This window comes from Streptomyces sp. NPDC056061 (assembly GCF_042266885.1).
GTDB lineage: Bacteria > Actinomycetota > Actinomycetes > Streptomycetales > Streptomycetaceae > Streptomyces.
Window position 1 is genome coordinate 84,532 of the sequence record NZ_JBHJWQ010000028.1, and the last position, 24,104, is coordinate 108,635.

Consider the following 24,104-nt stretch of genomic DNA (forward strand, 5'->3'; position numbering starts at 1 on the left):
CGGCGTCGTTCCCGCACCGGCCCCGGGCGGCGGCGCGGAAAGGAGCGGCCCGCCGGAACATCGGTTCCGGCGGGCCGCTCGCCCCGGCTCACCCGGGGCCGTGCTCCGCCCGTCGTTCTCTCATCCGGTCGCGCGGCGCCCGTGGCCGTCGGCCCGGTCTCGCCTCACCTGCCGAAGAAGGCGTTACCTGCCGAAGAAGGCGTTACCTGCCGAAGAAGGCGTTGTGGATCGTGACCGTCGACTCGTTGTCGTCCTTGTCGGTGACGACGGCCTTCAGCGAGATCGCCTTGCCCTTCGCCGGGGCCTTCACCGTGATCCTGTCCGCCGTGACCGGGACGGGCAGCCACGTCGTGTCGTCGTACGACACCATGACCCGCAGGGTCTTCAGGTTGGCGCCTGCCGCCGCACCCTGCACCTCGACGGGGACGGCCTGCGTGCCGCCCGCCGGAACTGTGGAGTCGAGTGCGAGCTGCGGCAGGAAGCGGACCGTGGAGACCGGGAGCATGGTCGGGCTCTCGGTACGGGCCGAGTCGAAGGTCCACGAGGCGTCGATCCGGGTCCCGGTGCGGTTGAACTCCGGGTTCCGGTGAATCGTGGTCGACACCGTGTACGCGGCGGGTTCGGACGGCAGCGCGAAGGGCTCCTGGTCGATGGCCACGTCCTTCTTCACGTACAGCTCACCGTTGCGGTGGACGGTGGTGCTCGCGCCCGAGTACCGGGCGAACCCGGAATGGCCCGCCCCGTCACTGACCAGCGGCAGCGAACCGAAGATGGTGTCGCCGTCGCGCACGATCCCCTCGTTCGCGTTCATCCGCGGCCCCGGTGCACCGACGTTGAAGGTCTCGGTGTACGTCTTCCCCGCCTCGTACCGCCGCGGCTCGTCGGGGCCGTAGACCGCATCGAAGTTCCGCCGGCCCGAGGGATCCGCTCCGCCCAGTACGCCCGCGACGATGTTCCAGGCGGCCCCGTCGGCGGTGGACAGGTAAACGTTGCGCGTTCCCGGTGCCGACTGCACGGTGTAGGGGGCCTCGACGCCGCCTCCGTAGTCCAGGATGCCGTGCGCCGCGAGGGCGCCGTCGAGGCCGGGTACGGACGATCCGACCTGCGCCTTCACCAGGGCCATGTCCCCGGACGTGTAGGTCTTGCTGTAACCGGTGGCCAGTTCCTTGACCGGGCCGCCGGTGAGGACGTTGTACTCGTTGCTGCCCCGCGCCCAGTGCGCGGACCACTGCTGGGCGAGGGAGCCGTCGTCCATCTCCGGCCCCTGGTACGCGGTGCGCAGATTGTCGAAACTGCCGAACTCTCCGCCCTCGATGATGAGGGTCTCGGGTGTGCTCAGGGTGTACATCATTCCGGCGCGCGTGTAACGTGCGGCGGCGTCCGGCACCTTGAAGGCGACGGGCCGGGTGGTCCGGGCGTCGAGGGTGACCGTGGTGGGACCGGTCACCGAGAACCGCGGATTGTTGATCAGGTCGATGCCCTTGCCCGGGGCGGTGGGGTCGACCAGCATGTCGGCGGCGAGACTGTAGGTGCCTCGCGGCAGCCGGACCGTGGCGGAGCCCGACGACAGGTCCGGGAAGAACCGACGGCCCGTGGCGGACCCGCTGTAGCCCTTCAGGTCGGCCTGCCAGTTGGTACTTGCCGCACCGTCCCGTCCGACGGTGTTGAAGGTGACGTCGTACGACTCGGCCTCGCGCTCCACCGATGCCGCGGTGCGCACGCTCCGGCCGCCCCCGGTCGCGACGACCGTTACCGAGTACGAGCCGTCGACCGTTCCGCCGAGCCGGGTGTCGGCGGTGAGGTCCACGGCGGCGGTGCCGCCCGCCGGAACCGTGATCCGCTTCGCCCCGAGGGTGAAGAACCCGGCCGGGGCGGGCTTCTCGTCCCCGCCGGTGGGCGCCTCCAGCGACAGGTCCAGCGTCACGTCGGTGGCACCGCTGTTCCGGTACCTCACCTGCTTGCCGACGGGTGTGTCGTCGGTGTGGGGCCACTGCTGGATGCCCAGGCCGACCGAGGCCGGTTCGGAGACGAGCGTCTGGTCGATCGCCTTGTCGACGGCGAGTCGGCCCGCCCCCTGCTGGAAGACCGAGTGGGCGCCGCCCTTGGCCGAGCCCGTCAGGACCGCCTTGATCTGTGCACCCGTCCAGGCGGGGTTCTTCTGCTTGAGGATCGCCGCGGCGCCCGCGACGTGCGGGGTCGCCATCGACGTGCCGCTCTTGCTGACGTACCCGGGAGGGTTCTGGTCCGGGGTACCGCTCGCCGCCGCCGCCGTGATCTCCACGCCCGGTGCGGTGATGTCGGGCTTGACGGCGCCGTCCCCGGTGCGGGGCCCGACGCCGGAGAAGTCGGCGATCAGGTCGTCGTCGTCGACGGCACCGACCGTCAGCGCCGCGTCGGCGCTGCCGGGGGATGCGACCGTGCCCCGGCCCGGCCCGCTGTTGCCCGCGGCCACCGCGAACAGGACGCCCTTCTCGGCGGAGAGCTTGTCGACCTGGGCTTCCAGCGGGTCGATCCCCGGGGTGTCCGGGCTGCCCAGACTCATGTTGATGATGTCGGCCCCCTGGGCGACGGCCCAGTCGACCCCCGCCAGGATGCTGGAGTCGTCACCACTGCCCTGGTCGTCCAGCACCTTGGCGCTGATCAACCGGGCCCCGGGCGCCACGCCCTTGAACCGGGCGTCCTTGACCCCCGTACCGGCGGCGATGGAGGCCACGTGCGTGCCGTGTCCGACCCGGTCCCGGGCGTCCGGGGAGGCGCTGAAGTTCCGTTCCGCCACCACCCGGCCCGTCAGGTCCGGGTGGGTGGCGTCGATCCCGGTGTCCACGACGGCAATCTTCACACCGGTGCCGTCGTAGGAGCGGGCCCAGGCCGCTGGGGCGCCGATCCGGCCGGTGCTGCGGTCGAGCGACGCCTTCCGTACGCCGTCCAGCCAGATGCGCGCGATGCCGGAGGTCGTGGCCGCCGAACCGTCGTCTCGCCGACGGGTCAGCGCGTCCCAGAGGGAACCCGCGCTGTCGGTGGTGCTGGTGACGGCGTCGGCGTCGAGGGCCGACAGGGTCCGGCGGACGGTGGTGCCGTCGGAGGAACGCACCTCGGCGCGGGCGGAACCGGCCGCCGACCCCCGGTAGCCGACGATCACCTTGAGGCCGGCCCGATTGGCCTTGAGGCTTTCCGGTTCGGCGAGTCCGGTGATGTCGAACAGCCGCTGGTCCAGCGTGCCGTCGGCGATCAACCGCCGGGCATCACGCGGCACCGCATAGGTACGGCCGTCGTAGGTCCGGGTGAAGAAGGGGATGTCCTGCCTGCCCTTCGCCCGCTGGATACCGCCGACCCGGCCACGGGAGTCCACGAGGACCCGGTCACCGGTGATCAGGGTGACGGTGCGCATGGCCTTGTCGGCCGCCCCCGTGTCCTTGGCGACGACCGGGAATGCCGGGTCCGGGCCGCTGGTCCTCGCCGATGCCGGGCCGGTCATGCCCGCCGTCAGGACGACGGCGGCCGCGGCCACGACGGCATACGCCTGTTTTGATCGTTTACGCAAGATTGCCCCTGCTCAGGAGTGAATCGGGCGGGCGAGGGCCCGGCCCGCACGGGGCGCTCTCGAATACTCGTACGACCCCGAGGTCTTGAAGTATTCCGGGGGCGCTCGGAGGTACTCAATGATCGTTGTGTAACAGCGCTCCGGGACGATCGGGCCTGGCCGGCCCTCGTCATGACGGTCCGTCAGATCGCTCGCGGGCGGTCCGCCGCGCTCGCGGACGTCGTCCTCGGCGATGCGGACCTGGGCGTCGGCCCACTGGTCGGCACCGTTCTCGACGTCGCGCGGACAGGTCGCTCGGGCACCCGGCGGCGCGGGGCCAGGCGAGTTGAGCCCACGTCCCCGGCAGACAACCCGGTCGGCATCGGCAGGACGCGCGGTGCGGTGGTCGCAGCGGGAGCAGGTGGTGCGGCCTCGCGCCGGCGAGCGTCGGCGAGGCCGGTCCGGAAGGCGGCGCGGCAGGAGCCGCGTCTCTCGGCTGTCATTCGGTGTCTGTGGTGATGGCCTTGAGCATGGGGATTCTCGCGGCCCGGCGCCCCGGCCAGAGGGAGGCGAGGATGCCGATCGCGGTGGTGGCCACGAAGAAGAGGAGCGTCCTGTCCCACGGGATGATGAGGGGGACGTCTTCTTGGCCGAGGACGGCCGCCGCGCCGATCGCGCTGCCGACGATGAGGCCGAGTGCCAAGCCGAGGAGACAGATGGTCACCGATTCGATGCACAGGACGGAGCCGACGCGTCGGCGGTCCAGGCCGAGAGCCCGCAGTACGCCGATCTCACGGACGCGTTCGAAGACGGCCATGCCCATGGTGTTGACCACCCCGAGGGCGCCGATCAACACGGTGACGCTGAGCAACGCGTACATGATGTTCAGGAACGGGGCGCTCTTCGCAGCGGCAGCCGCCCTCGCGTCGGCACGGTCCTGGACAAGAAGTGCCGGGTTGTCCAGGGTCCGCCGGATCTCCTTGCGGAGCGCGGCCGTCCGGCCATGGGCGGCCTTGATCAGGATGGATACGGTGCGTGGCCGGTCCTCGGTGCTGGAGGCGCGCGGTAGGGCCTTGTCGGAGATGAGGACGGGGGTCAGGTCGTCCGAGCCGTCGTAGATCGCGACGATGGGCAGGCTGGTCCTCGTGCCCGCATCGCCGGGGGTACCGGTGACTCGGGAACCGAGTCGCCGGCCGTGCGTGGTAGCCGTCCTTTCGGTGACCGCGATGCCGTGGTCGAGCCGGCCGAAAGAGCTCTTCCGGACGGTGACGGGTGCCAGGCGCTGCACCGTGGCGGGGTCGACGGCAGTCGTCGGCAGGGAGTCGGTGTCGGAGAGGTCGAAGTAGGTGCGGATGATCGGTGTGACGGCCTCGGCGTCCGCAAGCCGTGCCACACGAGCGGCGGTGTCATCGCCGATCTCCGCGAAATCGACGGCCGTGATGCGCAGGTCCGAGGTCATGGACCTGTCGGCTTGCTGCTCGTCCATGCGGCTGACCGAGGTGATGACCACGGTGACGGCGGTGACCATCGCGAGGCCGACCATGAGGGTGGTCGCGGTGGCCGCCGTACGGCGTGGGTTGCGGCGTGCGTTCTCCTCGGCGAGCTTGCCGCGGATGCCTGCCACCCGGGTCAGCGGGGAGCGCAGCAGCCCGGTGACCCCCAGAGCGAGCAGCGGGGTGAGGACGATCAGTCCGATCAGGAGGACGGGCACGGCGCCGAAGAGGAGGTTTGGGCTGCCGACGGCGGCAGCGACCAGCAGGGCTCCGAACGCGGTGATGGCCAGGCCGATGGTGTTGCGGCGGCGCAGCGAGGCAGCGGTCGGGGGCTCGCTGGTGCGCAGCGCCGCCACGGGCGCGACGGCTGCCGCTCGACGGGCCGGGAGGTACGCCGACAGCGTGGTGACGCCGATGCCGACCGCGAACGCCGCGAGCACAGGTGTGACGGAGAGGATCCGCAAAGCCGCACTCGGTCCTCCGGTGACACTGAACAGCCTGTTCAACAGCGTCGCGACCCCGATGCCCAGCACGTAGCCGGCGACGGAGGCGACCGCTCCGACGATGGCGGCCTCAGCCAGGACCGGGCGCATCACGTACTTCCTGGTGGCGCCGACCGCGCGCAGCAGCGCGTGCTCGCGGGCGCGGGCCGCACTGAGCATGGTGAAGGTGTTGGCGACCAGGAACGTGGAGACGAACAGGGCGGTGCCGGCGAAGCCCAGCAGTATTGTGGTGAGCTTCTGGTCGTCGCCGGTGGACGCCGCCTCGGCGTCCAGGTCCGCCCGGGTCGCGGCGCGGAATCCTGAGGGCAGCAGTCTCTGTGCCTGTTCGGCGAGTTGGGTATGCGGTATGCCGTCGGCCGCGGTCAACGTGATCGCCGAGTAGTGGCCCGGGGCGATGGCGAACTGACGTTGCGCGGTGCGGGTGTCGAACGCGGTGAGGGTGCCGCCGACCGCCGTGCGACTGTCCTGCGCGGTGAAGATGCCGACCAGTCTGGCGCTTTGGGCCGTGCCGTCGACAACGATGCGTACCCGGTCGCCCACCTGGTACCCGGCCCGTTCGGCGGCCTGCCGGTCGACGGCGATCTCCCCGGTGGTACGGGGGCCGCGGCCTGCCGTCAGCGGGTAGCAAGGGGCCTTGCCCGTACTGTCGGGGACGTAGTTGATGCCTGCGGCCTGGTACAGGTGGCCGACCAGGGTGCCGTCGGATTGGACGAGGAAGGAGTGGCCCTCGACCGTGCCACGGGCCGCGGAGACGCCGGGCAGCGCGCGCAGCCGCCGCAGGAGCGAGTCGTCGAGTTGCGGGGTGCCGCCGGAGGAGTCCGCAGATGGCGGTTCGGCAGAACGGCCCGGCGTGATCTCCACCGATACATCGGGGCGGGAGTTGGTCCGTGCACGAGCCACGGCTGTGCTGACGGACTCGCTGTAGATCAGCGAGCCGGTCACGAACGCCACGCCCAGCAGCACGGCCAGGGCGGGCATCGCGAAGCGGAGGCGGTGGGAGCGAAGGGTGCGGACAGCGGCGCGGAACATCGACGGCCTTCGGGAGGGGATCGCTCGGTGGGTCATCGCGGTCAGCCGACTCGCTGCGAGACATCGAATGCCTTCACCTGCTCCAGCACCCCGGCCGCGGTCGGGGCCGGCATCTCGTGGACAAGGCTTCCGTCGGCCAGGAACAGGGCGCGGTCGGCGTGGGCCGCGGCGACCGGATCGTGGGTGACCATCACGATCGTCTGGTCCAACTCGTGTGCGGAGGACCGCAGGAAGGACAGGATTTCGGCCCCCGCCCGGGAGTCGAGGTTGCCGGTGGGTTCATCGGCGAAGACGACGGCAGGCCGGGTGGCCAGGGCCCTGGCGCAGGCGACCCGCTGCTGTTGGCCGCCGGAGAGCTGGGCGGGACGGTGGTCGAGCCGGCCCGCCAGCCCCAGGAGGTTGATCAGGTCCGTCAACCACGTCCGGTCAGGGATGCGCCCGGCAAGATGGCACGGCAGGGTGATGTTCTCCCAGGCGGTGAGGGTGGGCAGCAGGTTGAACGCCTGGAAGACGAAGCCGATGCGCTCGCGCGTACCCGGGTCAGCTGCGCGTCGTTCAGCGAGCCCAAGTCGGTGTCGCCGATCCGCACCGTACCGGACGTGGGAGTGTCGAGTCCCGCCAGGCAGTGCATGAACGTGGACTTGCCGGAGCCGGAGGGTCCCATGATCGCGGTGAACTCGCCGCGCAGGAAGCGGGCCGACACCCCGGCCAGCGCCATGACGCGGGTCTCGCCCTCGCCGTAGATCCTGGTCAGGTAACCCGCGGCGGCGATCACCGCGCCGGACCCTTCGGGGGACGAGAGGGCATCCGTCCTCTGGTTCATCTCATCGCTCCTGCACGGTTGTTCGTGGAATGGCGGACTTGCCGAACGGGACCGGCCCCATGCGGCGAGGGCGCGGACGGCGGTTGCCGGGGCGTTCCCGAGGCCGATCCTTCGGCGTGGTGCGGGTGCGGCGGATGGGTCGAGGCCGTCGGCGGGCATCTCACCGCCGGCCCGCAGAGCGGACGCGGCTGGCGCGTTGGCCGTTCTTCCCCTGAGCGCCTCGCCAACCTCATCGCCCCCGGTCTCCCCCTCCGCGTTCGTCGGCGGCCGCCGCTCCCCCGCCGGCCCGCCCGTCCCCTGGTCGCAGCGAACCGCGCGGCCCCGCCGAACACCATCGGCGGGGGCGCGCGCTGGTGCTGTGGCACGCGGGTGATCACTGCTGGGTGTGGCGCTCCAGGTAGATGGAGGTGAACACGGCGACCTTGGCGCGCAGGGCCGAGGGTCGAAGGGTGTGCTGATGCAGTCGACGGCGCCGGCCGCGTATCCGCGGGCGGAGTGCTCGGAGTCCACGCGACGGCGACAGAGCCGCGTACGGGGAGAGCCGCAACGGCGCGCTGCGCGGAGCCCGGCGGCCACGACGACGTGGGGGCCCGCGGCGACCTGACGAGCAGGGAGTTCATCGCCTTCTGGTTCGCCGTCGACCGTGTACCGGCCGGAATGGACGTCAGCATCTGGGACGTCGACGACGCCGTCCGGCGCCTCGTCCGCTCCGGCAGCACGGTCGAGCGTGCCGCGCTCGCTGATTCCGACGTGCCACTCGACAAGTTCACCAGCGCCTGATGTCGGCTACCGAGTCGGAGGGACTCGGGTGCTCAAGGGCCGGGTCGGCCGCGGTGCGGCGGCCGTGCCGGGAGTTCGGCGATCTCGGCTCCGCGGCGTAGCACGTCGCGGAGCATGGCGGGGGTCAGGGTGCGGGTGGACATGTTGCGCTGACTGGGGTGGTAGCCGCCGACCAGGTGCAGCGGCCGTCCGTCACCGGGATCGGCGAGCAGCGCCTCGGCCCCGTGTCCGAAGACCGGGCGAGGACGGGGCAGTTGCCAGCCGGTGTCGGTGAGCACCGGCAGGAGCGCCTGCCAGGCGAACCCGCCGAGAACCAGGATCGCCCGCAGTGTGGGCCGCAGCAGTTCCAGCTCACGGGCCAGCCATGGCCGACAGGTGTCCCGCTCACCGGTGGTGGGCCGATTGCCGGGTGGGGCGCAGTGCACCGGCACCGTGATCCGCACCCCGTACAACTCCAGTCCGTCGCCCCGGTGGGTGGCAGTGGGCTGCGAGGCGAGCCCGATGTCGTGGAGGGCGGCGTACAACGCGTCGCCGGACGGGTCACCGGTGAAGATGCGCCCGGTGCGATTGCCGCCGTGCGCGGCCGGCGCCAGACCGACGATCGCCAGTGGTGCGTCCGCCGGGCCGAAACCGGGAACGGGGCGCGCCCAGTACTGCCAGTCCCGAAATGCCCTGCGCTTGATCCGCGCGGCCTCCTCCCGCCAGGCCACCAGGCGTGGGCACGCCCGGCAGGTGGTCACCGCCGCATCGAGTTTGCTCGGTGAGCTCGTCCGGGGAGCCGTCCGCGCGGGATAGTCGTGCGAATCGGGCGGGGGGCGTCTGCTGGACACATCGTGCTCCTCGTGAATATGCCGTGCCGGACGCCGTCACTCGGTGCCCGGGCGGCAGTCGTGCCGGCAGGCCTGGCAGGATCCCGACGGGTTGGCATGAGCTGCCGCCGATAGAATGGGTGGGTCGGGACGATCTGCTTCGCAGCAGGCCACGCAGCCGGCCACCTGCTTGAGGAGAGGCGGCCGACCGATCTGGAAGGGCACCATTATGGCCAAACAGATCACCTGTCGCAGAGTCTACGAGGAGACCGCGCCCAAGGACGGCAAGCGCGTGCTGGTGGACCGGGTCTGGCCCCGGGGCATGCGCAAGGCGGACGCACATCTGGACGAGTGGCTGCGTGCTGTCGCCCCGTCGAGCGAACTGCGCAAGTGGTACGGCCACGAGCCCAGTCGCTTCGCCGAGTTCCGCCGCCGGTACCTGGCAGAGCTGGGCGACACCGGGCACCGTGAGGCGGCCCGACATCTGCGCGACCTGGCGGCACGCGACAAGGTCATGCTGCTGACCGCCACCAAGGATGTCGATCACAGCCAGGCCGCCGTTCTCGCCGACTGGCTGACCGGGAGCCGATGACCGCCCTCAGGGCGCGGACGGTCGCGCCACCGTCGTTCACGCGAACCCGCCCTTGCACAGGTGGCGATCGGGGACGGGTCGGCCGTCCCCGATCGCCGTGCCGCGGACTGTCCGGAGACGTGAAGAGGAAGCGCCATGCGAACGAACATCATCCGGCACGAGAACATGATGGTGAGTTACCACGTGGTCAACGGCTGGACCGTCCTTGAGGCCGATGGTGAGATGGACGCCCACACCGCCCCCATGATCCGGGAGGCTGTGATCAAGCTCCTCGATGAGGGACACCGCCACTTCGTCCTGGACCTCGGCTTCGTCACCTTCATGGATTCGATGGGGCTGGGCGTGATCGTGGCGATCACCAAACGCATCCGTGAGCGCAAGGGCTCGCTGCGTATCGCGTCCGTCTCCGGCCGCATGCTCAAGATCTTCGATCTGAGCGGCATGCGCGAAAGCTACGAATTCCATCCATCCGCATCGGAAGCGACGCAGTCCGCTCCCTCACCCGACGGCCTCGCGAACTGGCCGCACCCCGTCTCCGGCTGAGGAACGCCCCGGGCCGCCAACGGCACCGCCCTGCCGTGCGCGAGAACTGTGCTCGCCGAGCCCTGCGCGTGCATCCCCGCTCCGGCCTCGACCTCGTCGGCCCGGACATCCCGCTCCTGCGATTCCGGCCGGGGCAAACCCGCGAAGCCCTCGGCCCGAGGGCTTGTCCCGCTATCCCCGGCGGGCTCGTGACGACGGCTACGGCGCCTCGCCGCGTTGTCGGAACATCCGAATACATCCCGCATGCGAACGCCCCTCCGCCCTGCGATGCACCGCATCCGGCGCCGCGCGCTGATCCACCGGGGTGACGGGGCAGCCGTCAGCCGACGAGGACATCTACACCGCCCACGGCCCGGCCGGCACCACGGAGCCGCCCCACAAGGCCCCAAGGCCACCGTCACCGCCGACGGCACCACCCGCTTCACCACCCGTCGGCACGCATCGGCGCTCCGGCCCCACCGGGGCAGACACTGCCGCCACGGCAGCATCCTGCCCTGCGCCCTGCGTACCCTGCCGCCAACCTGGGCGCCCCCTCCCCGGACACTGCCACGAGGCCGGGACCGGAACGGGCCGGGCAGCCGCCGCTCACTGCCCCGGGCCGCCCGGAGTGCGTAGGGCGAACACGGCGACATCGTCGTCGAACACCTGCAGGTCACGACCGATCAGAGCATCGCACAGGTCGTCCAGCGGGGCCGTGGCAAGGCGAGCGGCTTGTGCAGCAAGGCCGTCGAGTCCGGTGTCGATGTCCTGGTCGCGGCGCTCGACCAGCCCGTCGGTGAACAGCAGCAGGGTACTACCGGGCGGAAGGGGGTGTTCGTGGCTGAACCGGGGGACGGAGGCGTCGATACCCACCGGGATTCCGTGCCGGGCGGGTGCCAGGTAGCGCGTGCTGCCGTCCGCTCCGACCAGCAGCGGCGGCAGATGCCCGGCGTTGCTCCAGCTGAACGTATACCTCCCGCCCTCCGCACTGCGGCGCTCGATGCGGCCGAGTACCAGAGTGGCCGTGGGCGGCTCGTCGAACATCGACAGGGCATGGTCCAGGCGCGAGATGACCAGGCCGGGCGGCCCGCCCCGGTCGAAGGCGATCGCGCGCAGCATGTTGCGGATCTGGCCCATCAGCGGGGCGGCCTCGATGTCATGGCCGGTCACGTCGCCCATCACCACGCACGTGGCGCCATCGGGAAGCTTCACGGCGTCGTACCAGTCCCCGCCCAGCCCGGGCAGCTCGGAGGCGGGCTCGTAGCGGGCCGCGGCTTCGAGTGGCGCCAGGTCGGGAAGAAGGGGCAGCATGCGGCGCCGGAAGTGCTCGGTGGCGCCCCTGAGGCGCTCGTACAGACGGGCGTTTTCGAGGCTGATGCCCGCGGCGCTGGCCAAGGCCGTCAGCAGGCCCTCGTCGTCGTCATCGAACGGCGTGCCGTCGACCTTGTCGGCGACGTAGAGATCGCCGTAGAGGGTGTCCCGCACCATGAGCGGAACGCCCATCAGGGTCCGCATGACCGGGTGCCTGGGCGGAAAGCCCACGGAGAGAGGGTGCGTGGCCACATCCGCCACCCGCAACGACCGCCGGTCGTCCACCAAGGTGCGGAGCAGGCCGTGGCCCTGCGGCAGACCCATGGCAGCGCACAGATGCGGGTCGTCGATGCCCACGGTGATCAGATCGATGATCTCGCCACTGTCCGAGAGCACGCCCAGCGCCCCGTAGCGGGCGGCGACGAGGTCGGTTGCCGCTTCCACGATGTGGTGGAGCACGGCGGGGGTGGCCATGTCGGTGCTGACCGCTCCGACCGCGTCCAGCAGGCGCCGCAGCAGGTGCCGATCCAGTGCACGTCGCGGCGGCGCGGCCACGCCGTCCCGGGTGGGGCCCCGGCCCCGGTCCTGCAACTCGGTGGCCCGTGCGGCCTCCGGCTGCGGGCCACCGAACGGCGGTTCCCACGGATTGTGCGCCATGGTGCTGCCTCCCGGCGCCATCGGGCTCGTTTCCACCGTCGCCCTGTCTAGTCACACTACGCGCTCACCGGCCGGGAAGCAGGCCGCCCGGCTCCCGCCCCCTCCGGCCGGGGCCACGTGGTACCGCGCCTGTGCCCGGCTCGGAGCGCGGTAGGGGTGCGGGACGGCGATCGGGCAGGATCGCCGCCCCGGGGTCACCTACGGCTCAGACGAACGACGTATCGACCGTACGGCCGGTGGGGGCCGGACACTCCCCCGCGCTCCGGAGCCGCACCGCTGCTCGGAGGGAGGGTCAGCCCCATGCACCGAGGGTGAACTCGGCGATCACCACCGAGAGCAGGAACGAAGCGGTGATCGCGACGAGCCCGACCGGGATGATCTTCCAGCCGATGTGCCGCAGCAACGGCAGGTCCTTGCCGAGCGACAGTCCGGCGAGGGTCAGCATGATCGTGGCGATGGACAGGAAGTCCACCGATCCGACCAGCCTGTTGAGGCTGCCGGAGGCGAAGAACCACGGGCTGGAGACGTACGTACCCACCGTGGTGATCCACACGATCGCGGAGATCTTCCGGCTGACCTTGGCGAGGAAGAGGCCGAGCAGCACCAGGCCCAGCAGCACGGCGTAGCCGCCGACGATGTCCCAGCCGATCGTGCCGGCCGCGACCGAGGCAGTGCCCAGACCGAGCACTGTCAGGACGCCGAGCGACAGCCAGAGCGGAATCCTGACCTCGCCCGAGGCGACGGCGACTTCTTCCCGGAAGGCGCGGTTGGCGGCGGCGTCCGTCGGGCCGTCCGGGGCGGAGGGAGCGTCGGGCGTCGTCGTCCCCGGCGCGCGGGTGTCCTGCCGGCGGGTGAGGAAGCGGTAGAAGCGGTCCGCCAACGGCAGTGCCACGTAGATGCCCACGTAGACCCCGAGGATGGTGGTGATGAGGTTCGACACCGCCGCCATGCCGAGGATGGCCTCCTCGTGCCCCGGGTACGCGGCCACGATGCTGGCCGAGGACGCGGCCATCATCGATCCCGAGCCGACGCCGGCGCCCATGGCGAGGGCCAGCGGGTCGAAGATGTTCCAGTTCGACACCAGCGAGGTCAGGAGCGTGATGAACACCGCGCCGAACATCGTGCCGAACACATACATGGCCAGGACGCCGCGGTACTGGTCGGAGTCCGGTCCGTACTTCTCCGAGACCATCGCGAAGGACGGCTCGCGGTCCAGTGAGAAGGTGGCACCGACCGTGGCCTTGCCCAGGCGCAGTACGACGGCGAGCGGCAGTGCGACGGCCACCGTGCCCAGTAGATGGCCGATCTCCTGGAGCAGCAGCGCGGGCCCGGCCTTGACGAGCGTCGGCAGGCTGGGGCCGATGTTGAAGGCGAGCCGGGCGACCAGGAGCATCACGGCGACGCCGACGAGCGCGGACGCCACCCTCTGGAGGTGGATGCCGAGGGGCCGGATCTTCTGGACCGACACCAGCAGGCCCAGGATCAGGCCCCACACCATGGGGAAAACGATGACGGAGCCGATGCCCAGGTCGATGTCGAGCTGTCCGACGGCCTGCACGACCAGGGCGATGACCAGAGCGAGGGCGGCGATCGGCAGGGTCTGACGCGACCCGGCGACGCGGTCCTCGGGCGTGGTGGTGAGGCCGCTCATGTCGCCACCGCCTCCTCGCCGACGTCACGGCGGTAGGCCGCGGCGATGAAGCGGTGCCGGTGCTCGGCGTGGCCCGCCGCGTCGACGACGGTCCAGGCGAGCGCACGGGCCGCCTCGAACATCATGTCGTACGCCAGGGATGTGTCGGCGACGGCCGCGAAGGCATGGGAGTGGATGGGCTCGTCGGCCCCCGGAATGCTCAGCCATGGATGCAGGCTGGGGATGACCTGGCTGACGTTGCCCATGTCGGTCGAACCGCCGGCGAGCCGGGCGCCGGGGGTGACGTCCCGCCCGAGGGCGGCCATGGCCGACGTCCAGAACCCCGCCAGCGCGTCGTCCTGCACGAGCGGCTCGTAGAGCGGCTCGGTGGCCTCGACGGTCAGCTCGGTGCCGGTCGCCAGGGCCGCGCCCTCGAAACACCGCCGGACACGCTCCAGCAGTGCCTCGTACTCGGGCAGGGTGAACGCCCGGCATTCGAAGTCGACAACGGCCCGCTCGGGGATGATGTTGGTGGCGACACCGCCTTCGGAGACGAACAGCGCCACCCGCTGGTCGCCCGGCATCTGCTGGCGCAGCAGACCGACGGCCACCTGGGAAAGCGTGGCGGCGTCGGCGGCGTTCACGCCCTGGTGGGGTGCGGCCGCGGCATGCGCCGCACGTCCCCGGAACACCGCCCGGTACCGGCCGACCGCCTGCGAGGTGCTGCCTGTGGGGTTGTAGCCGAGCCCGTCCTGCACCGGGTGGACCATCAGGGCCAGGCCCACCCCGTCGAACGCGCCGGCCTCCAGCAGCAGCGCCTTGCCGCCGCCGTGTTCCTCGGCCGGGGTGCCTATCGCCTTCAGTGTGATGCCGAGTTCGTCGGCGTACGGGGCCAGGGCCAGCGCGGCGGCCACCGAGGCGCCGGCGATGAGGTTGTGGCCGCAGGCATGGCCGACCTCGGGCAGCGCGTCGTACTCGACACAGAGCGCGACCGTCAGCTCGCCGCTGCCCGCGGTGGCGGTGAACGCGGTCGGCAGACCGCCCGTGCCGCGCTCGACCGCGAACCCGCCCTCGGTGAGCAGCTCGGTGATCGCCGCGGCGGACTCGGTTTCCTGGAAGGCGGTTTCGGGGTGCGCGTGCAGGGCGCGGGCCAGCGCGAGCACGCGGTCCTGCCAGTCCGACACGCCCGTGGAGGTGTCGGCCTTGAGCCGGTTTCCGGAGCCGGCGGGATTCTTCGTGGTCACGGGGGTCTCCTAGTAGCTCAGCGAGGGGAACGGGGCGCCGGCGGCCCGGGTGGGCGTCCAGACGGCCTTGGTCTGCGTGTACTCGTCCAGCACACCGGGGCCGGAGGAGCGGCCGTGTCCGGAGTCCCCGAAGCCGCCGAAGGGCACGGCGACGTGGATGGTCTTGTAGGCGTTGATCCAGAAGGTGCCGGATTTCACGGCGCGGGCCACGTGGTGGGCGCGGGCGACGTCCTGCGTCCAGACCGCCCCGGCCAGGCCGAAGTCCGTGGCATTGGCGCGGGCGATGGCCTCCGCCTCGGTGTCGAAGGCGTCGGCGCCGACCACCGGTCCGAAGACCTCGGTGGTCTCCAGCGGGTTGGCGGGGGTGACCCCGTCCAGCAGGGTGGGCGGCACCCAGTGCCCGCCTGCCAGCGCCGAGCCGGTGAGCCGGTCGGGCAGTTGTGTGCCGGTCACCCGGCGGGCACCGCCGTCGAGCCCGGCCTCGATCAGCGAGGTGACCGTGCCGAACTGGGGCCGGGTGATGATGGGGCCGACCTCGGTGGCGGGGTCGAGGGGGTCGCCCAGCCTCAGCAGGGACGCGCGCTCGGCCACGCGGGCGATGAACTCCGCGTGCACGGAACGCTCCACGAGCAGCCTGGAGCCGGCCACGCACGACTGGCCCGCTCCGGAGAAGACCGCCGACACGGCGCCGTCGGCCGCGCGGTCCAGGTCGGCGTCGGCGAAGACGATGTTGGCGCTCTTGCCACCGAGTTCGAGGACGGTCGGGATGCCGGCGCCCGCCGCGGCGACCGCCACCCGGCGGCCGGTGGCGACCGAGCCGATGAAGGACACCTTGCCGACCCGGGAGTCGGAGGTGAGGGCGGCGCCGACCGTGGTGCCGAGGCCGGTGGCGACGTTGAAGACGCCGTCCGGCAGCCCCGCCCGGTGGGCCAGCTCGGCCAGCCGCAGTGTGGAGGCAGGAGTGAATTCGCTGGGCTTGACGACGACGGCGTTGCCGGCCGCGAGCGGCGCGGCCGAGTTCCAGCCGCCCGTGAACAGGGGCGCGTTCCACGGGGTGACGGCCACCACGACGCCCCAGGGGACCCGTTCGGTGTAGGTGTGCCAGTTGCCCGGGACGGGGATCGTGTGGCCCAGCAGCTTGTCCGCCCATCCCGCGTAGTAGCCGAACATCTCGGCGACCTTGGCGGCCTCGGCGCGGGTGTCGCGGACGGGCTTGCCCGTGGTGGCGGATTCGAGGAGGGCGAGTTCCTCTGTGTGCTCGCCGATCGTCCGGGAGACTTCGCGCAGGATCGTGGCCCGTTCGAACGGGTCGGTCGCGGCCCAGACCTCGGCCCCGCGGATGGCGGAGGCCAGCACGGATTCGGCCCCTTCGGCCCCGGCGTCGGCGTAGTCGGCGAAGCCCTCTCCGGTCGCGGCGGCGGTGAGGTGCACGGTCTCGCCGCGGCCGGTGACGACCCGACCATCGATGAACGAGCCCAGGCCCTGCGGGAAGGCGGCGTCGAGAGCGGCGCGGGCAGTGACGGCACCGGACGTGCTCAGGTCCGTCGGAAAGATGGTGGTGCTCATGCTTCTGTGGCTCCTTCGGAGGTGAGGGAGGGGGCTACGGTGCGGGCGATCTCGGTGAAGTCGGCGCCGGGGCCGAGCGCGGCCAGGGCCTGCTGCCAGACGCTGCTGGCGGCGGCCAGCAGCTGTGGGGTCTCACCGCGCTGCCCGGCGGTCTCCACGGCGAGTGCGGCGTCCCGAGCCATGAGCCCCAGGGCGAAACCGGAGTCGTAGGTGCCGGGGAGCACCCAGTCCGGGTACATGGCCGCAGATGCCTTGCTGGCACCGGACGCACCGCTGATGCCCGCCGCGGCGGCGGAGGGATCGACGCCGTATGCCTTCGCCACGGCGAGGGCCTCGCCGACCGCGACCAGGTTGACGGCCGCAAGGGCGTTGTTGAGGAGCTTGACCACGTTTCCGGAGCCGGGGGCGCCGAGGTGGCGGTACTGGCCGCCGGTGAGTGCGTCCAGGACGGGCCGGGCCGCGTCGAGCGCGTCGGTGTCGGCACCGACGAACGCGGCGAGTCGGCCGTCGGCCGCGCCATCACGGCCGCCCGAGACGGGTGCGTCCACGAAGGCCGCTCCGCTGTCCGCCGCGAGGGCCGCGCACTTGGCGGACGTGCCCGGCTCCGACGTCGTGGTGTCGACGATGACGAGGGTGCCCGACCGCGCCAGCAGAGCGGGCACGGTCGCCTCGACCGCGCGGGCCGAGGGCAGCGACAGGACCACGTAGGGCGTTCCGGCCAACTGATCGAGGTCCTCGACGGCCTCCACGCCGGCCCTTGCTGCGGCGGATCGGGCGGCGGGCGCCGGATCGAATCCGCGCACCTGCCACCCCGCCCGCAGCAGGGCGGAAGCCATGGCACCGCCCATCGAGCCGAGGCCGACGACGGCGATGTGCTTGCTCATCAGTGCTCCTGTCATGAGGGGGCGTGCGTACGGACACGAGCGAGGCCAAGAAGATGGACCTCGCCGGCCCGGGGAGAGAAGGACGGTGTTCAGGCGGTGGGGCCCGACGGACCTTGGGACGGGGTCCGGGTCGGGCGGGCCCGTCGGCGCGGTCAGCGCTCACACACGGGCGGTGAAAGAGGTGCGCCGAGGTTCGCGTGGGCCACCGGCGTGACGGAGGCGGCACCGGTCGGGCGGCGGGGAAGCGTGTGCGGTACGGCGGTGGGGACTGGTGGGGTGCATCGCCCGATGCAGGCGGTGCCGCGGGGCGTCCGACCGCGCGGACCGGACCGGACGTCCGCGCGGCGCGAGAACGATTCAGTCGAGGTAGACGTCCAGGTCCTTCCAGAGTTGCTGGGTGCGGCGGATGGCGGCACGGCTGCGCTCGGGCCGAGCTGTCTGCATACCGGCGAGGAGTCCATAGACCACCGAGGTGGCGGCCGTGACGGACTGGAAGAAGGAGATGCCTTCCGACGGCACGATCAGCAGATGGTGGGCGATGGAGGTGGCGAGCCGGCCGCGCCGCATGTCGGTGATCGCCACCACCGTGGCGCCCTCCGCACGGGCTGCGTCGGCTGCGACGATGACCTGCTTCGTGGACCGCCACATGTTGACGACCACGAGCACGTCACCCGGACCGAGGCAGTTGACGGCGGTCGCCAGATGGACGCCGGCCCGGCTCTCCAGTGTGATGGGGTAGCCCATGGTGGAGCCGAGGTGTGCCATGACACTGGCCGGACCGGCGAAGGAGCCGACCCCGACCACCAGGATCGACCGGGCCGAGGCCAGCGCGGCGATCGCCGCCTCCGCGTCGGCGGCCGAGTTGCTCTCCAGGGTCTGGCGCAGATTCTCGATGTCGTGTGTGAGCGCGCTGTGCAGCGGGCTGCGGTGCTCGCCGTGTTCGGTAAGCGTCTCCTCGGTGGAGATGTGCACCAAGTAGCGGGCCCGCAACTCGCGTTGCAGATCCGGCCAGCCCCGGTAGCCCAGCGTCTGGGCTGCCCGTACCACCGTCGAGCTGTTCACGTCAGCCCGCTCGGCGATCTCCGCGATCTCCGCGTACGAGGCCAACTGCGGATTGCGGACGACGACGTCGACGACCCGGGCCTGGGCCTTGGACAGCGGCACATCGGGCAGGGCGTCGCCGAGCCACTGGACGTTGCCGCCGGCGGGGTCGCGGTTCTGCAATGCGGACACAGGTCTTGCTCCCTGGCACGAGAGATGTGCTGCAAGCACGTTTGCAGCACCGTACATCGCAATTCCATTTGCAGGAACCCCCTCCTTCATTTGCAGGAGCCCTCCCCGTATCCCCGCGCTGTCCGGAGAAGCCGGCCGTGTGTCCGGAGCAGGGCCCGGCCGTGCACGGCTGGATGGCGGACCAGGTGTGGACCACGGCGAGGGTGGCCATACCTATCGGCAGGAAGTTCCACGTCTCCCACAGCGCCTTTGGGGCGAGGAGGCCGATGCACCGGTTCGGCTTCAGCCCGCAGGTCCCCCGCGCGGCGGGTCGCCGAGCGCGCGAGGAGGCCGTCACCGAGTGGCGGGAGGCGAGCCGGGCGGAGGCAGAAGAGCCCGGGCGGCCCATCGGGGTCACGCTGCTTCGAGGACGGGGCAGGGCGTTGTCACGCCGTCGGGCATGTGGACACCTGACGGTGTGTCGAGGTGTTGTGGGGCCGCGTGACGGCCCTGGACTCGGGCGGCGGCAGGTCGGCCGGTGACGCCGGTGATCTGCTCCCGGACGGTGAAGCGGACGGTCATTTCGGCACGGTGTCGGGTGCCGGTCATCAGGTGGCGGCGGGGCCGGAAACGAGGGTGAGATGCCGCTGAACGCGGAAAGGAACCGCCGCGCGGCGCTCACGCTGCGGAAGCGTTTCATCGCCCATGCGTGCTGCCGGGTGGACTACGGAAGAAGAGCCTGGCCGCAGCCGTGTCCCGGCGGTTCTGCACCAGGATGTCCGGCACCTCTCCGTCCTGGTCGACAGCCCGCCACAGGTGCTTCCGCCCGCCCTTGATCAGGGCAGGCATGCTCACATCATCTCAGCCGGATCACGACACGAACGAGCACCCCCGAGATCAAAAACCGGGCACTGACCGGACTCGCTGCTCGCGCACATGGCCACTGCCCCGCGAACCGCCCGATCCAATCACGGCTGTGGCGTCTTCCATAGTCGTACGGCACCGTCGAAGGTGGCGGTTGCGACGAGGCGGCCGTCGGGGCCGAATGCCACGTTCGATACGTTCGATGTGTTTCCGACCAACTGCGCCTGCAGGTCGCGCTCGGTCGCGTCCCACAATTGCACCACCTCGCCACCGAAAACAGCGAGTGTCGTACCACGGGGGCTGTAGGTGACTCCGACCTTCCCGGTCGTCGTCTCGTCGAGGGAGGCTTCGGAGCGGCCGCTGGGCGCTTGCCACAGTTGTACCGGCGCGGTGTCGTCGTCGCATGCGGTGGCGAGGCTCTTGCCGTTCGGGCTGTACGCCACGGCCAGACTGTCCTCGCAAAGGTCGAAGCGCTCGTGTGCCGTGCGCTTGGCCACATCCCACAGTTGCGCCTCGTACCCGTCGGTATGGCCGTACTCGTCGTTGCGGTAGCCCGCAGTGGCCAGAGTCTTGCCGTCAGGGCTGAACGCGACCTGACTGGCCCTCATTTCGTCGTCGAGGACGGCGATTTGTCTGCCCTGATCCTTGCCGCTGTCCGCGTTCCACAGCCGTACGCCATTGCCACCCCCGGTGGCGAGGAGGCGGCTGTCGGGGCTGAACGCCACGCTGTCGAATCCCTCGTGGCGAGAGTCGCCGGTGACGGTGGCGACCAGTCGGCGCTTGACCACGTCCCACAGCCCGAGCACATCGTCGCGGGTGCTGGCGGCCAGCAGTTTCCCGTTGGGACTGAACGCGATGGCGACGACCGGGGGCCCGCCGGCGCTGGACTTGGAGCGCTGGGCGAGGACGGTGCGGGTCCGGCGGCCGACCACATCCCACAGCCGCACCTTGCCGTCGTTGCCGCCCATGGCGAGGGTCTTGCCGTCGGGGCTGAACGCCACGTTCGCGGGCTTCTCGGGAAAAGCGGTGAGCGTGCTGGTCGGCTCGATCGTGGATGGCGTGGCTCGGTCCGCCGACTGACCGGGAAGCAGGACGGCGATGAGCACGGCGGCCAGGACGAGTACCCCGATTCCGCTCAGCGCCGCCGCAGCGGGCAGGTGCGGCGTGACGACGGCGGGAGGGAGCGGGCTGTCCGTCTCGGGCCGCCTGCCCGCGGCCGGTGGACACGCCGAGGCGCCGGGCCCGGCTCCCCCGCCCTGTCCCGGAGGGGTCGCGGACGGGGCAGGGGAGGTAACGGCGTCGTGAAATCCCTGTACCGGGTCGACGACGGTCCGGGCCCTTGGCTGGGAAGGGAGGGTATGCCCTGCACCGCCCGCGCGTCCTGGCGCCGAGGCCGAGCGGCAGTGGCGTATGACCTCATCGAGGGTGGGCCGGTGCTGCGGATCCTTTTCGAGGCACCGTGCGGCGATGGTCCGGACGGGTTCGGGGCAACCGTCGAGGTCGGGGTCCTGTTCCAGGATGCGGTACAGCACACCGTGCCCGGTGCCGCCGAAGGCCGGTCGTGCGGTGGCGGCGAACGCGGCGATGGCCCCGAGGGCAAAGACGTCGCCGGCTTCTGTGACGGTCTGTCCCCTGATGTACTCGGGTGCCATGTATCCGGGCGTCCCGGCGAGCATTCCGGTACTGGTCACGGACGTGACGTCCGCGGCTCGCGCTATGCCGAAGTCGATGACCTTGGGGCCATCGGGCGTGAGGAGGATGTTGGAGGGCTTGAGGTCACGGTGGATCACTCCGGCGGCGTGGATGGACTGCAGTGCCTCGGCCACCCGAGCCGTCAGCGCCAGTACCGCGGTGACCGACAGCGGCCCGTGTCCGGCCACCGCATCGTGCAAGGCGGGACCGGGCACGTAAGCCGTGGCCAGCCACGGTTCGTCAGCCTGCAGATCCGCGTCGACCACCGGCACGGTGTACAGCCCCTGGACCCGCCGGGCCGCGGACACTTCCTGCTCGAACCGCTTGCGAAAGCCACGGTCACTCGCGTATTCGCGGTGCACGAGCTTGACTGCCACGGCGCTGCCGGCCGGAGTGCGTGCCAGGTAGACCCGGCCCATTCCACCAGCGCCCAGTACTGCCTCGATCCGGTACGGGCCCGTCTCGGCGGGATCCCCGGGCCCCAGTGGGCGGGGCGGTGGCGGAGTGGTCGGCCATTCCGTTTCCCCAACGGCGTCTGACGCTGCATGTGGACGGCGGTCCGGTTGGGACATGCCGACTGTCACCCCTCACTGGTCGTGCCCGCGCCGCGTCGTCTGCTGTTCGAACCACTCGGATCCCATGCATCCCACTGCGAGGCCCGGCGCCCTCGCCGAGGCCCGTGCCGGTTCGAGCGGGCAACAGGGTAATCGAGCCACGGCCCACTTGTCTGTCCCTGTGAATTCCCCACGGACCACGGTATGCGCCTCGGCCGACTGCCCCGGTCTCCTCCACGACCGTCCGGTCCCCGGAGCCACCGGTGAGGATCAACGGCGGCTCATCGCCGGTCCCGCACTCGGCTCTCGGGCCAGCGGGCACGGCCACCTCGATCGGCATCGATTCGTCCAGACCCGCAAGGAGGAGAGGACGACCGACCGTCAGCGGCTCCGGCGGCGTGTGCTCATAGGTGTTGCCCCGGAGGCGTAAGCGCTCCTCCGGCCTCTCCCTCGGTGAGGTGCGCGGCGGCCATCTGCCGGAGGAGGTAGCGCATCCGGTCGACGCGGCCGGAGACGACGGCACCGTCGGGAATGCCCTTCGAATGCGGCGGAACCAGCCTCGGCCCGATGCCGATCGGGGGGTGCCGGTGGCTCACACTCGTGTGTCGAAATCCCCCGACGCCGCTTTCACACCGTAGGGGCACTCGGCCTTGGCGTACGAGTAGTGCCAGGCGCTGACGCTCGTGCTGCCGTCCTTGCACCACACCGTCGCCTGTACGTAGACGTTCCCCCGGCAGTCGACGTGGTAGCGGCCGGCACCTCCCGGGCCGGCCGAGTCGAACCACTCTGTGCATCCCCCGGCGATCGCCGCGGGGCTCAACGCTTGCGATGTGTTCGCCGAAGCCGGAGATGCTGCGAGTGCGCAACAGAACATCACGGTTGCTGACAGGGCTGTGACGAGCCGCTTCCTCATGGTTCTCCCCGTTGTTGGCGTTGTTGTGCCGTGCCTGTCCGAGCGAGTGGTTCATGGCGGAACGGCCGCCGGTCGAAGTCTCCCGGGCTTCTCGCCGCAGGGTCACGACCGTAACTGGCCAGGTACTCCGTCTCCGCCGTCGCCGTCCCCGCGGGGCTGTCCGTTCGCGCGGAACGATGCTCGGCACGGGCGGCGTCGGGCGGCGTCGGGCGGCGTCGGGCGGGACAAGGGGCGCAGCCGGGCCGGGGCGGTGCTGGAAGCGGCGTGTGCGCGATGGGGTGGGCGCATCGGCGCCTTGAGCCGCTGCCTGCGGCGCAGGAGGCGAGACTGCGATGCTCGCCCAGGCGCTGCTCGCAGCACCGTCCCCCACACAGCCGGAGAACACCACCGCACCAGGTGACCGTGGCGGGCGGCGAGACCGGCCGCCGACCGGCTGATCCGGCCGGACACCGAGGCGGTGTCAGAGCTAACCTCTTGCCATGAGCTGGGACGAAGGACGCCTGCTGGCCCTGGAGGTCGACGTGAACTACGGCCTCGCGACGAACCCGGACACTCCTCGATCAACCCTGAGAGATCCTTCCCTGCTTGTGGTGTGGGCATGGTCCCCCCGCGCACGTCTCCTGGCGCTCGCGTCCGGCCTCGCGCTCCCCAACTCCATCTGCGGCATGGAGCAGGAGTACAGCCCCGGCCGTCTGCCCGACGCGCTTCACTGTCTCGTCGCATCCCTCGACAACCGGACGGTGTCTGTCGAGGGCGGCCCGTGCTTCGTCTTCCCGGACCGTCTCGACATCCCCGTTCCGACCCCACTGCCCGTCATCACCTCCACCAGCGACGGCCGGCGCACCGCCCAACACCTGATCCGGCCGGACAACTGGCAGCCCGACGAGTGGAACGAACTGATCAACGGGCGCATGGGTGAGTGGGCCATGGCCGTCCACGACCGGGAGCCGGTGTCGATCTGCTTCACACCCGCGTCGAACGCCACCGCCGGAGAGGCCGGCATCTGGACCCGCCCCGACTTTCGCGGCAAGCGCCTCGCACCGACCGTCGTAGCCGCCTGGTCCCAGCGTGAGCACCGCACCAAGACCGTGCTCTTCTACCGCACCACCGCGGACAACCACGCATCCCAAGCCGTTGCCCGCGCTCTCGGCCTCACTCCACTGGGCTGGATCTGGACCGCACGTTGAACGACAGGACCAGTGCGTGTTTCGGAACGCCGAGCCATTGCCGAACTCCGGTTGAAGGTCGCCATGGTGGCCTTCAGGCTCCGCCTCACACGCCCCTCGTGCGGCTGCCCCGGCCGAAACGCCGTGGATGGAGGCCGGCCCCAATACCGTTCAGTTATTGACTCGGATGGTGACGTGAGGGCCGTGTTCGGGCTGGGGCCAGTGTGCGTGGTGGGAGCGTTTCGCGGCCCATTTCAGGACCTTGCGTTTGACGACTCGCGGGTGTGAGCGTTTTCGGCGGGGTGGGTTGAGGTGTTGGGTGAGCCATCGGATGGCGTAA

The 24,104-nt window shown here is 71.0% G+C and carries 15 protein-coding genes and 3 pseudogenes; 5 read left to right on the forward strand and 13 right to left on the reverse strand.

Annotation, left to right across the window (positions count from 1 at the left end):
• Positions 1-202 precede the first annotated feature (202 nt).
• The 3 genes and pseudogenes from ACFC79_RS30800 to ACFC79_RS30810 all read right to left on the reverse strand — a co-directional run bounded on the left by ACFC79_RS30800 (position 203) and on the right by ACFC79_RS30810 (position 7,368).
• Positions 203-3,541, reverse strand: coding sequence for a S8 family serine peptidase (locus tag ACFC79_RS30800; protein WP_376246861.1), 3,339 nt, complete (start codon positions 3,539-3,541; stop codon positions 203-205).
• 478 nt (positions 3,542-4,019) lie between these two features.
• A complete protein-coding gene (locus ACFC79_RS30805; protein ID WP_376246864.1) occupies positions 4,020-6,581 on the reverse strand; it encodes an ABC transporter permease in 2,562 nt (853 codons plus the stop codon).
• Positions 6,582-6,586: 5 nt separating this feature from the next.
• A pseudogene (locus ACFC79_RS30810) lies at positions 6,587-7,368 on the reverse strand (ABC transporter ATP-binding protein).
• Positions 7,369-7,863: 495 nt separating this feature from the next.
• On the opposite strand from ACFC79_RS30810, the gene ACFC79_RS30815 reads away from it, so the two are divergent.
• Positions 7,864-8,148: an oxidoreductase C-terminal domain-containing protein gene (locus ACFC79_RS30815; RefSeq protein WP_376246867.1), complete on the forward strand. Its 285-nt coding sequence runs from the start codon at positions 7,864-7,866 to the stop codon at positions 8,146-8,148.
• Positions 8,149-8,180: 32 nt separating this feature from the next.
• On the opposite strand, the gene ACFC79_RS30820 is transcribed toward ACFC79_RS30815, so the two are convergent.
• Entirely contained in the window at positions 8,181-8,978 is a 798-nt protein-coding gene (locus ACFC79_RS30820) for a uracil-DNA glycosylase (protein ID WP_376246870.1), read from the reverse strand.
• A gap of 208 nt (positions 8,979-9,186) precedes the next feature.
• Here ACFC79_RS30820 and ACFC79_RS30825 point away from each other — a divergent pair, with 208 nt between their 5' ends.
• Both ACFC79_RS30825 and ACFC79_RS30830 read left to right on the forward strand, forming a co-directional pair.
• Positions 9,187-9,549, forward strand: a complete 363-nt coding sequence (locus ACFC79_RS30825; protein WP_376246873.1) for a DUF488 domain-containing protein — start codon at positions 9,187-9,189, stop codon at positions 9,547-9,549.
• Positions 9,550-9,684: 135 nt separating this feature from the next.
• Positions 9,685-10,092, forward strand: a complete 408-nt coding sequence (locus ACFC79_RS30830) for an STAS domain-containing protein (protein ID WP_376246876.1) — start codon at positions 9,685-9,687, stop codon at positions 10,090-10,092.
• Positions 10,093-10,677: 585 nt separating this feature from the next.
• Here the strand turns inward: ACFC79_RS30830 and ACFC79_RS30835 are convergent.
• The 6 genes from ACFC79_RS30835 to ACFC79_RS30860 all read right to left on the reverse strand — a co-directional run bounded on the left by ACFC79_RS30835 (position 10,678) and on the right by ACFC79_RS30860 (position 18,596).
• Positions 10,678-12,039 carry a PP2C family protein-serine/threonine phosphatase gene (locus ACFC79_RS30835; protein WP_376246879.1) on the reverse strand — a complete coding sequence of 454 codons (1,362 nt, stop codon included), beginning with the start codon at positions 12,037-12,039 and terminating at the stop codon, positions 10,678-10,680.
• Positions 12,040-12,331: 292 nt separating this feature from the next.
• Positions 12,332-13,690 (reverse strand): DUF3100 domain-containing protein, encoded by a 1,359-nt coding sequence (locus tag ACFC79_RS30840; protein WP_376246882.1) that lies wholly within the window; start codon positions 13,688-13,690, stop codon positions 12,332-12,334.
• A complete protein-coding gene (locus tag ACFC79_RS30845; protein ID WP_376246885.1) occupies positions 13,687-14,913 on the reverse strand; it encodes a M20 family metallopeptidase in 1,227 nt (408 codons plus the stop codon). Before ACFC79_RS30845 ends, ACFC79_RS30840 begins: the two co-directional genes overlap by 4 nt.
• Positions 14,914-14,922: 9 nt before the next feature.
• On the reverse strand, positions 14,923-16,479 hold the full coding sequence (locus ACFC79_RS30850) for an aldehyde dehydrogenase family protein (RefSeq protein ID WP_376246888.1): 1,557 nt from the start codon (positions 16,477-16,479) through the stop codon (positions 14,923-14,925).
• Positions 16,476-17,363 carry an NAD(P)-dependent oxidoreductase gene (locus tag ACFC79_RS30855; RefSeq protein WP_376246891.1) on the reverse strand — a complete coding sequence of 296 codons (888 nt, stop codon included), beginning with the start codon at positions 17,361-17,363 and terminating at the stop codon, positions 16,476-16,478. The genes ACFC79_RS30850 and ACFC79_RS30855 overlap by 4 nt, the downstream gene beginning before the upstream one ends.
• Positions 17,364-17,720: 357 nt before the next feature.
• Positions 17,721-18,596, reverse strand: a complete 876-nt coding sequence (locus ACFC79_RS30860) for a MurR/RpiR family transcriptional regulator (protein ID WP_376246894.1) — start codon at positions 18,594-18,596, stop codon at positions 17,721-17,723.
• Between the two features lie 173 nt (positions 18,597-18,769).
• Between ACFC79_RS30860 and ACFC79_RS30865 the strand changes: the two are divergent.
• Positions 18,770-18,889: pseudogene (locus ACFC79_RS30865) on the forward strand (winged helix-turn-helix domain-containing protein); the annotation flags it as partial.
• Positions 18,890-18,989: 100 nt separating this feature from the next.
• On the opposite strand, the gene ACFC79_RS30870 reads toward ACFC79_RS30865, so the two are convergent.
• The 3 genes and pseudogenes from ACFC79_RS30870 to ACFC79_RS30880 all read right to left on the reverse strand — a co-directional run bounded on the left by ACFC79_RS30870 (position 18,990) and on the right by ACFC79_RS30880 (position 21,703).
• Positions 18,990-19,157, reverse strand: coding sequence for a hypothetical protein (locus ACFC79_RS30870; protein ID WP_376246918.1), 168 nt, complete (start codon positions 19,155-19,157; stop codon positions 18,990-18,992).
• A gap of 156 nt (positions 19,158-19,313) precedes the next feature.
• Positions 19,314-19,406 (reverse strand): annotated as a pseudogene (locus ACFC79_RS30875) (DDE-type integrase/transposase/recombinase); the annotation flags it as partial.
• Positions 19,407-19,543: 137 nt separating this feature from the next.
• Positions 19,544-21,703, reverse strand: coding sequence for a WD40 repeat domain-containing serine/threonine protein kinase (locus ACFC79_RS30880; protein WP_376246897.1), 2,160 nt, complete (start codon positions 21,701-21,703; stop codon positions 19,544-19,546).
• A 1,374-nt stretch (positions 21,704-23,077) separates the two neighbouring features.
• On the opposite strand from ACFC79_RS30880, the gene ACFC79_RS30885 reads away from it, so the two are divergent.
• Complete coding sequence (locus tag ACFC79_RS30885) at positions 23,078-23,785, forward strand: GNAT family N-acetyltransferase (protein ID WP_376246900.1); 708 nt, start codon at positions 23,078-23,080, stop codon at positions 23,783-23,785.
• Positions 23,786-24,104 lie beyond the last annotated feature (319 nt).